Below are 9246 nucleotides of genomic sequence, written 5' to 3'. Positions count from 1 at the left end.
GCGGGGCGCCGCCGGGGCGCGTGCAGGACGTCGTGCAGCGCGGCGGTGAGGGCCTGGGGGTCGCGCGGGGGGACCAGCAGGCCGGTCACGCCGTCCACGACGGTGTCCAGGTGGCCGCCGACGGCGGAGGCGACCACGGGGGTGCCGCAGGCCATCGCCTCGACGGGGACCATGCCGAACGGCTCGTACCAGGGCACGCCGACCACGACGTCGGCCGAGCGCATCAGGGCCGGGACGTCCTCGTGCGGCACCCCGCCCAGGAAGACGACGCGGTCGGCGATGCCGTGGCGCTCGGCGACGGCCCGCCAGCGGGCGACCTCGGGGTCGCGGTCCAGGTCGGCGCGGGCGGGGCCGCCGGCGACCAGGAGTTCGGCGCCGGGCAGGGAGGCCATCGCCTCCAGGACGGTGTCCAGGCCCTTGCGGCGCACCAGGCGGCTGACGCTCAGCACGCGCGGCCGCCCGTCGCGCGCGGCCGCGGGCCCGTCGGGCCGGAACAGGCGCAGGTCCACCCCGCACGGCACGATCTCCAGCCGGGAGGGGTGCACGCCCAGGGCGTACAGGTCCTCGGCCTCGCAGGTGCAGGTGGCGATGACGGCCTGGGCGCGGCGGGCCACCAGCGGCTCCAGGCGGTGGCGTTCGGGCGGGCTGGTGTCGGCGCCGCCCTGGTGGCGGCGCTTGACCGAGCCCAGTGCGTGGAAGGTCTGCACGACGGGGATGCCCAGCTGCTGCGCGCCGGTCAGCGCCGCCCATCCGCTCATCCAGAAGTGGCCGTGCACGACGTCGGGGGGTTCGGTCAGCCAGCGCCGCGTCAGGTGCTCGGCGAAAGCCCGCATGTGCGGCATCAACGCGTCTTTGGACACCGCGCGGGGTGGTCCGGCGTCCACGTGCTCGACGACGAATCCGGCGGGAGTGCGCACGGACGGGGGCAGGTGGGGGGAATCCCTGCGGGTGAAGACCGTGACCTCGTGCCCTCGGCCGGCCAGCGCGCCGGCCAGGGCCGCCACGTGGACGTTCTGTCCGCCTGCGTCCTCCCCGCCCAGAACTGCCAGCGGGCTAGCGTGTTCGGAGACCATATGAACGAGCAAAGCTCCTCCTCCAAGGGATCCGCAGGTCCTGCGCCGAGCCGGAAACCAGTCGCCCTCCTCGCCGTCCGCATCGGTCCGGACATGCCATTTTTCAGCGCATCAACCGTCGCCTTCCATCGTTCCCTGACACTAATTACAAAACGCCACAATCGCAGTAAAGAAGGCCAATCCAGATTCCCGCCGTAGTAATGGCGGAAAATTTATCCACTTCCGGTTTAGCGCAAATCCGGCATAGGTGGCGAAAGATCACCGGTTCCCTTAGGATCGCGAAGATCTTTGACGAAGGGGGCGCGGTGGACGGGGCGGTGCCGAGGGAAGTGGACGTGAACGTCCCCAACGTGGCCCGCATGTACGACTTCTACCTGGGGGGCAAGGACAACTACGCCGCCGACCGCGAGGCCGCGGCCCGCGTGCTCGAGGTCGCCCCGCAGACACCCGCCCTGGCCAGGGCCAACCGCGCCTTCCTCGGCCGCGCCGTGCGCTTCCTGGCCGCCGAGGCCGGCGTCCGCCAGTTCCTCGACCTGGGCACGGGGCTTCCCACCCGGGGCAACGTGCACGAGGCGGCCGGCGAGGCCGCCGAGGACACCCGGTGCCTCTACGTCGACAACGATCCCATCGTCCTGTCCCACGCCCGCGCGCTGCTGGCCGGATCCGACGGCGTGGACGTCATCACCGGCGACCTGAGGCGCCCGGAGGAGATCCTGGCCCACCCCCGGCTGCACCGCGTCCTGGACCTCGACCGGCCCGTGGCCGTGCTCTTCAGCTCGGTCCTGCACTGCCTGACCGACGAGGAGGACCCCTGGCGGACGGTGCGGGTGCTGGGCGGCGCCGTCCCCTCCGGCAGCCACCTGGTGGTCTCCCACATCACCGACGCCGAGCAGGAGGAGGCGGCCCACGCCGGCGCCGCGGTCTACCGCCGCGCCAGCTCCGAGATGACCCTGCGCTCCACCGCCGGCATCTCCCGCTTCTTCGCCGGCTTCGACCTGCTCGAGCCCGGACTCGTCCCCCTGCCCGACTGGCGCCCCGCCACCGCGGCCTGGCCTCCCTCCGGACGCCTGCCCACCTGGTTCCTGTGCGGAGTCGCCCGCAAGCCCTGACCCCCACGTCCACCACCGAGGAAGAGGCGTCGTGACCGAACTGGACTTCAGCCCCATGGCCGGCGCGCGGCCCGTGGGCAGCACCGCCCGCATCCTGAACGGGCTGCGCGAGGAGCACCGCGCGTTCAGATCGACCTTCGGGCGGGGCTTCTGGGTCCTGACCCGCTACGAGGACGCTGTGGCCGCCTTCCAGGACCCCGGCCTGTTCTCCAGCTCCGCCGTCAACGCCCTGGACCCCGAACCGCGCTACCGGTGGATCCCCGAGATGCTGGACCCGCCCGAGCACACCGCCTGGCGGCAGCTGCTGCGCCCCCACTTCACCCCGGCCGCGGCCCGGGACCGCGAGGAGCGCATCCGCGAGCACTGCGCCTCCCTCATCGCCGGGATCGCCGGCACCGGCGGCTGCGACCTCGTCCCGGACTTCGCCACCCCCTTCCCCTCGGTGATCTTCCTGGAGCTCATGGGGCTGCCCGTGGAGCGGCTGGAGACCTTCCTGACCTGGGAGCGCACCATCCTGCACGGCCCGCCCGCCGCCAACCCCGACCGGGCCGCGGCGATGGGGAAGGTCACCGCGATGTTCGCCGAGCTGATCGAGCAGCGCCGCGCCGAACCCGGCGACGACCTGGTCAGCCACGCCCTCACCTGGCGGCTGGAGGGCGAGCCGATCCCCGAGAAGGACCTGCTGGACCTGTGCCTGCTGCTGTTCATGGCCGGCCTGGACACCGTCACCTCGCAGCTGTCCTACATCTTCTGGCACCTGGCCGCCCACCCCGCCGACCAGAAGGCGCTGCGCGAGGACCCCGGCCTGATCCCCTCGGCCGTCGAGGAGCTCATGCGCGCCTACTCCATCGTGCTGCCCGGCCGCAAGCTCACCCGCGACGCCGAGGTCGCCGGCTGCCCGATGAAGGCCGGCGACACCGTCATGCTCCCCCTGTCCTCCCTCAACCGCGACCCGCGCGCGTTCGACGACCCCGAGCGGGTGGACCTGCGCCGCGAGCACAACCGGCACCTGGGCTTCGCCACCGGGCCGCACCGCTGCCTGGGCTCCCACCTGGCCCGCACCGAGCTGTACATCGCCCTGGAGGAATGGCACCGCGCCGTGCCCGAATACCGGCTCTCCCCCGACCGGGACGCGCTCGAGCACGCCTACGGGCTGATGGGGCTGGACACCCTTCCCCTGGTCTGGGACGTATGAGCGGCGGGCTCAGCACTCGCCCTTCTCCTCCAGGACGAGGCTGAGCCCGATGCCCAGCAGCCACACGTCCTTGGCCAGGGGCAGCCCTTCGGGAGACGGCCGCAGGCTGCCCTTCTCCCGCATGCCCGGGGTGCGCAGGTACAGGCCCAGCAGGCCGCCGGCGAACGCCGTCAGCGCGGCGCCCGCCACCAGGGAGGGCACGAACGGGGTGAGCAGCGCCGCGCCCAGGGCGATCTCCCCGGTCGACAGCAGCCGCACGAACCGCTGCGGATCCTGGGACTTGAGGAAGGGGTAGGTGCCCGCGGCCATGCCGTGCAGGCCCTCGGCGGTCGGCCGGTCGGCCCCGCGCTTGCCGAGCCCGGAGTTGAGGATGACCAGCCCGGCCGACACCCGGGCCGGCAGCTGGTGCGGACGTACCAGGAATCTCATGATCTTCCTCGCGTCAGCGGACGAAACCTCACTTCCGCAGCCCTTCCCGCTCCCTCCCGGCCCATCCGCGCCCCTGCGCAGACTTGACCTCCCGCAGGTCGGACGCACACCCGGCTATATCCTAGTAACTCTGTAGGTTTTGTGCGTATAATCTCCGGCGTTCGGATCGCAGGACCCAAGGAGCACCCCCCGATGCGCCGCTTCACCCTCGCCCTCGTCAGCACGCTCGCCCTGCTGGGCGCGCTCACCGCCTGCGGGGGCGGTGAGAAGGCCGAAGGCGGCGGGGAGAAGCTGCGCGTGGGCTACCAGCGCTTCGGCGGCCAGAGCCTGGTCAAGGCCCGCGGCGCCTCCCCCGGCTCGACCTGGTCGCTGTTCGAGAGCGGCCCCGCCCTCACCGAGGCGCTCAAGGCCGGCGCCGTCGACATCGGGCAGACCGGCGAGGCCCCGCCGATCTTCGCCGCCGCCGGCCGCACCGACTTCAAGATCATCGCCACCTCGCAGCCCGTACCCGAGGGCGAGGCGGTCCTGGTCAAGGAGGAGCGCGGCTTCAAGGGCTTCAAGGACCTCAAGGGCAGGAAGGTCGCCCTCAACAAGGGCTCCAACGTCAACTGGCTCCTGGTCAAACTGCTGGAGGCCAACGGCATGACCATCGACGACATCGACGTCAAGTACCTCAAGCCCGCCGAGGCCCGCCCCGCCTTCGACAACGACCAGGTCGACGCGTGGATCATCTGGGACCCCTACTTCTCCCTGGCCCAGCGGCCCGGCGTGCAGGTCCTCGCCGACGCCACCGGCCTGGCCAACAACCGCGAGTACCTCCTGGCCTCCCCCCGGGCGCTGAAGGACAAGCCCGAGCTCGTCCGCGAGTTCGTGCGCGTCTACCGCGAGGTCACCGACTGGGGCATCGCCCACCCCGAGGAGCGCGTCAAGGTCCTGGCCCCCGAGCTCGGCCTCACCGAGGACGTCGCCGCCCGCGCACTGGAGCGCAGCGCCAGGCCGCTGGCGCCCGTCGACGCCGCCATCGGCGCGGAGATCCAGGAGATCGCCGACGGGTTCACCGAGCTGGAGCTCATCCCCGGCAAGGTCGACATGAAGAGCCGCATCGACGACCGCTTCACCGACCTGCTGAAGTAGCCGACCGCCGTGCGCATCCGCAGACTCCTCACCCCGATCGCCCTGGTCGCCGCATGGGAGGGCGCCGCGCGGGCCGGCGTCCTCTCGCCCGACAAGCTCTCCCCGCCCAGCGCCGTCCTGACCGCCGGATGGCGGCTGTCGGCGGACGGCACCCTGGGCCTGCACCTGGTGGAATCGGTGCAGCGCGCCCTGACCGGCCTGCTCATCGGCGGCGTCCTGGCCCTGGTGCTGGGCGCCGCCGCCGGGCTGCTGCGCCTGGGCGACGACCTCATCGACCCCACCGTGCAGGCCGCCCGCATGCTGCCCCACCTCGGCTTGGTCCCGCTGCTCATCATCTGGGTCGGGATCGGGGAGTCCCTGAAGATCTCCCTGGTCGCGCTCGGCGCGTTCTTCCCGATCTACCTCAACACCTACGCCGGGATCCGCGACATCGACGAACGCCTCGTGGAGGCCGCCCGCACCTGCGGGCTCACCCCCTTCGAACGCCTCCGCCACGTCGTCCTGCCCGGCGCCACCCCCTCCCTGTTCCTGGGCCTGCGCCTGGCCTTCGCCAGCGGCTGGCTCAGCCTCGTGGTCAGCGAGCAGGTCAACGGCGAGAGCGGCCTGGGCTTCATGATGATGGAGGCCCGCGACTTCGCCCGGACCGAGGTCGTCGTGCTGGGCCTGCTGGTCTACGCGCTCCTGGGCCTGCTGTCGGACCTGGCGCTGCGCACCGCGGAAAGGAGAGTGCTGTCATGGCGGCGCGGACTGCGCGCATCGTGAGCGCGACCGGAGTCCGGCGGGTCTTCGGGAGCACCGCCGTGCTCGACGGGATCGACCTGGCCATCGCGAAGGGCGAGGTGGTGGCGCTGCTGGGCGCCAGCGGCTCGGGCAAGAGCACCCTGCTGCGCATCCTGGCCGGCCTGGACGAGGAGGCGACCGGCGAGTTCACCACCCGGGGCTCCCAGGCGGTCGTCTTCCAGGAGCACCGCCTGCTGCCCTGGAAACGCGTCGCCGACAACGTCGCCCTGGGCGTGCGAGGCAAGGACGCCGCGGTCAGGGCGGCCACCGCCCTGACCGAGGTAGGCCTGGCCGACCGCGCCCGGGCCTGGCCCGCGGAGCTGTCCGGCGGCCAGTCCCAGCGGGTGGCCTTCGCCCGCGCCCTGGTCCGCGAACCCGACCTGCTCCTGCTCGACGAGCCGTTCGGCGCGCTCGACGCCTTGACCCGGCTGCGGATGCAGGCGCTCTTCGGACGCCTGCACGCCCACCACGGCTTCGCCGCGCTCCTGGTCACCCACGACGTCGACGAGGCGCTGCTGCTGGCCGACCGCCTCCTGGTCCTGGACGCCGGCCGCATCGCCGAGGAGATCGACGTCGACCTGCCCCGCCCCCGCGCCGTGGACGCCCCCGGCTTCGGCGCGCTGCGCCGCAAGCTCCTCAGCCTCCTGCACGTGCCCGCCTCCCCCGAGGAGGACGGCTTCTGACCCCGCCCGCCGGGGAAAACCCTTTTCTCCCCCGTTCAAGATCGGCGTAGCGTGGACGGACACCGCCGGGAGGAGAAGGGGAGCCGATGGGTGTGGAGATCCGCCTGATAGAGCAGGACGACCAGGACGTGGCGCGGTGGTGGGAGGCCCGCAGCATCGGCTACCTCGGCCCGCCCACCGCCGGCGCCCACGACGTGGCGTACATGCATGAGATCCTCGACTTCGCCCGCACCTGGGGCGCCTTCGAGGACGGCCGGTGCGTGATGAGCTACCGCAGCTTCGACCACGAGGTCACCGCGCCCGGCGGGGCGCTCGTGCCCTCCAGCGCGGTCAGCGCCGTGACGGTCTCGCCCACGCACCGCAGGCGCGGGCTGCTCACCCGCATGATCGAGCCCGATCTGCGCAGGGCCAAGGACGCCGGGATGCCGATGGCCTCCCTCATCGCCGCCGAGTACCCCATCTACGGGCGGTACGGGTTCGGGCCCGCGGCCTGGCTCACCGACTTCCGCGTCGACACCCTGCGCGCCATGCGCCACGGCGCGCCCCCCGGCCCCGAGGACGGGGGGCGCACGGTGCTCGTCGACGCCGAACGGGTCCGCAAGGAGGGCCCGCAGCTGCACGAGCGCCTCCGCAGGCAGCACCACGGCTTCGTCACCCGCCCCGAGGGCTGGTGGCGCAAGCTCACCGGCGACTACCGGCCGTCGGGCACCACCTGGCAGGAGCCGTACTACGTGCTCCACCTGGCCGCCGACGGGAGTGTCGACGGGCTGGCCGCCTACACCGCCGTCGAGGCGTGGAAGGACGGCATGGCCGACGGGGACCTGCACGTGCGGGACCTCCTGGCGGCCACGCCCGCCGCCGAGCGCTCCCTGTGGCACTACCTGTGCTCGGTCGACTGGGTGACCCGCGTCCACGCTCCCTCACGCGCCCCCGACGACCTGCTGCCGCTGCTGGTCGGCGATGCCCGGGCCGCGGTCACCACGGCCTGCACCGACCACCTGTGGCTGCGCCCCCTGGACGTCCCGGCGATGCTGACCGCCCGCGCCTACCCGGCCGCGGGCCGCCTCGTCCTTGACGTGCGGGACGAGGCCGGCCTCGCGCAGGGGCGGTTCCTGCTGGAGGCCGGACCGGACGGCGCCTCCTGCGCCCCCACCCCCCTGGGCGCGGATCTCACCGTCCCGGTGTCCGCGCTGGGCAGCCTCTACCTGGGGGACGAGTCGGCCGTCCGGCTGGCGGCGCTGGGCCGGCTCGACGAGGAGCGCCCCGGGGCGGCCGCCGCGGCGGACACCCTGCTGCGCGCCTCCCGCCGCGCGTGGTGCCCGGACATCTTCTGAGCGGGGGGTCCTTCAGACCTCGGCGTTCTCCTCGATGCGCCTGAGGTGGTGGCGGGCCAGCGCCAGGTTGGCCCGCTCCCGGTCCAGTGCCATGTACATGAACAGGCCCTGGCCGTTGCGCCCCGACAGCGGCCGGATGATGTGGTACTGCCGCGCCAGGGTGATGAGGATGTCCTCGATGGTGTCGTTCAGCGCCAGCTGCTCGATCGTGCGCATCTTGGCCCGCACCACCTCGGTGTTGCCCGCCGCGGCGATCTGCAGGTCCAGCGCCTTGGTGTTGCCCATCACGCCCAGCGCCATGCCGCTGCCGTAGTCGACGATCGCCGCGCCGATCGCGCCGTCGATCGCCATCATCTCCTTGAGGGACTGCTCGATGTTGGACATCAGTGTCTCCTTTCACCGGTCATATCGAAACGAAGGCCACGGGCGGGAGCTCATTCCAGCTCCCGCAGCGCGTCCTGGAGCAGGGCCAGCAGCCCCGGATCCGCCTCGGCCCAGCGGGGCCGGGACGCCGAACCGGCGGCGACGGGCAGCGCCCGGCGTGGCGCCCCGCCCGGGTGGCGGCGCGGCATCCGGACTCCTTCCTGCGGTTCGGGGGCGCGGGCCAGCGCCGAGGCGACCAGCCCGCGCACGGCCAGGGTGCAGCCGAAGCGGGTCCGTCCGAGCTCCCGCGCGAGCTCGGACGGGGTCTTGCGGCCGTCGGCGTTCAGCAGGAGCTCGGCCTGCAGGCCGGTGAGGACCACCCGCTGGCGGTGCAGCCGCCGCACGGGCTCCAGCGGCGCGTCGTCGGCCAGCGGGGAGGGCCAGGCCGCACCCAGCAGGGCGCGGCGGCGGCGCACCTCCTCGGCCAGGGTGGCGGGACCGGCGGCGTTGAGGCCGTCCAGCCAGTGCGGACCGCCCGCGGCGAAGCGCGGTTCGGCCTGGCAGGGGGCCAGGAAGTACACGGCGTCGAACAGGGCGATGAGCTGGTACATCTGCAGTTCGGCGCGGCTGAGCCGGCCCGGGACGGCGATGTCGCCCGCCGCGCCGCCGGCGCGCAGGCACTGCCAGCCGTACTCGCTCAGGCGGCCGGAGTGGACCAGCAGGTCGCGCAGGGAGGGGGTGCGGTGGCACTCGGCGTGGACGACGGCGCCTTCGCTGAGGTGCAGGGCGCCCTGCCCGGCCAGGTGCAGGGTGCCGGTGGCCCGCTCGTCGGCCAGGCGGCGCAGGTGCTCGCGCAGCCGCCTCATGCGGCCACCAGGGTCCGGGCGATCTCCCGCAGCCGGTGCCGGGCCAGGGCGAGGTTGCCCCGTTCGCGGTCCAGGCGCAGGTGCAGGCACAGGCGCGCGTCCAGCGGGGTGGTGAGCACCATGAGCAGGTGGTGGCCCGCGGCCCCGGTGACGGTGAGCTCCTCCAGGTCGTCACCGGTGGCGGCGCCGGACAGCACGGGGCTGGCCAGAGCGGTCCGCAGCAGCTCCGAGAGGCCTTCGGCGTCCTCGGCGGCGTCGGTGAAGGCGGGACCCCCCGGGC

The 9246-nt window shown here is 73.2% G+C and carries 11 protein-coding genes; 6 read left to right on the top strand and 5 right to left on the bottom strand.

Going from position 1 to position 9246, the window contains the following annotated elements; translation table 11 throughout:
• Positions 1 to 1073, bottom strand: a 1073-nt coding sequence (locus ABD140_RS08415) for a glycosyltransferase (RefSeq protein ID WP_344238534.1), incomplete at its 3' end; no start/stop codon positions are given.
• Between the two features lie 305 nt (positions 1074 to 1378).
• On the opposite strand from ABD140_RS08415, the gene ABD140_RS08410 reads away from it, so the two are divergent.
• On the top strand, positions 1379 to 2182 hold the full coding sequence (locus tag ABD140_RS08410; protein ID WP_344238532.1) for an SAM-dependent methyltransferase: 804 nt from the start codon (positions 1379 to 1381) through the stop codon (positions 2180 to 2182).
• Positions 2183 to 2213: 31 nt separating this feature from the next.
• The gene (locus ABD140_RS08405; protein ID WP_344238530.1) at positions 2214 to 3377 is read left to right on the top strand and encodes a cytochrome P450; all 1164 of its coding nucleotides are present in this window, start codon (positions 2214 to 2216) and stop codon (positions 3375 to 3377) included.
• A 9-nt stretch (positions 3378 to 3386) separates the two neighbouring features.
• Here ABD140_RS08405 and ABD140_RS08400 read toward each other — a convergent pair whose 3' ends face one another.
• A complete protein-coding gene (locus ABD140_RS08400; RefSeq protein ID WP_344238528.1) occupies positions 3387 to 3806 on the bottom strand; it encodes a hypothetical protein in 420 nt (139 codons plus the stop codon).
• A 192-nt stretch (positions 3807 to 3998) separates the two neighbouring features.
• Here ABD140_RS08400 and ABD140_RS08395 point away from each other — a divergent pair, with 192 nt between their 5' ends.
• The 4 genes from ABD140_RS08395 to ABD140_RS08380 all read left to right on the top strand — a co-directional run bounded on the left by ABD140_RS08395 (position 3999) and on the right by ABD140_RS08380 (position 7737).
• Complete coding sequence (locus tag ABD140_RS08395) at positions 3999 to 4940, top strand: aliphatic sulfonate ABC transporter substrate-binding protein (protein ID WP_344238526.1); 942 nt, start codon at positions 3999 to 4001, stop codon at positions 4938 to 4940.
• A gap of 9 nt (positions 4941 to 4949) precedes the next feature.
• The gene (locus ABD140_RS08390) at positions 4950 to 5702 is read left to right on the top strand and encodes an ABC transporter permease (protein WP_344238524.1); all 753 of its coding nucleotides are present in this window, start codon (positions 4950 to 4952) and stop codon (positions 5700 to 5702) included.
• Entirely contained in the window at positions 5675 to 6403 is a 729-nt protein-coding gene (locus ABD140_RS08385) for an ABC transporter ATP-binding protein (protein WP_344238522.1), read from the top strand. The genes ABD140_RS08390 and ABD140_RS08385 overlap by 28 nt, the downstream gene beginning before the upstream one ends.
• 86 nt (positions 6404 to 6489) lie before the next feature.
• Positions 6490 to 7737 carry a GNAT family N-acetyltransferase gene (locus ABD140_RS08380; RefSeq protein WP_344238520.1) on the top strand — a complete coding sequence of 416 codons (1248 nt, stop codon included), beginning with the start codon at positions 6490 to 6492 and terminating at the stop codon, positions 7735 to 7737.
• A gap of 12 nt (positions 7738 to 7749) precedes the next feature.
• On the opposite strand, the gene ABD140_RS08375 is transcribed toward ABD140_RS08380, so the two are convergent.
• The 3 genes from ABD140_RS08375 to ABD140_RS08365 form a co-directional block, all read right to left on the bottom strand.
• Complete coding sequence (locus ABD140_RS08375) at positions 7750 to 8121, bottom strand: hypothetical protein (protein WP_344238518.1); 372 nt, start codon at positions 8119 to 8121, stop codon at positions 7750 to 7752.
• A gap of 50 nt (positions 8122 to 8171) precedes the next feature.
• The gene (locus ABD140_RS08370) at positions 8172 to 8966 is read right to left on the bottom strand and encodes a hypothetical protein (RefSeq protein WP_344238516.1); all 795 of its coding nucleotides are present in this window, start codon (positions 8964 to 8966) and stop codon (positions 8172 to 8174) included.
• Positions 8963 to 9246, bottom strand: a 284-nt coding sequence (locus ABD140_RS08365; protein ID WP_344238514.1) for a roadblock/LC7 domain-containing protein, incomplete at its 5' end; no start/stop codon positions are given. The genes ABD140_RS08370 and ABD140_RS08365, both read right to left, overlap by 4 nt.

It is taken from the genome of Actinocorallia libanotica (assembly GCF_039525175.1).
Taxonomy (GTDB): domain Bacteria; phylum Actinomycetota; class Actinomycetes; order Streptosporangiales; family Streptosporangiaceae; genus Actinocorallia; species Actinocorallia libanotica.
The sequence above is the reverse complement of the archived record's forward strand: the minus strand, read 5'-3'. Positions and strand labels throughout refer to the sequence as shown.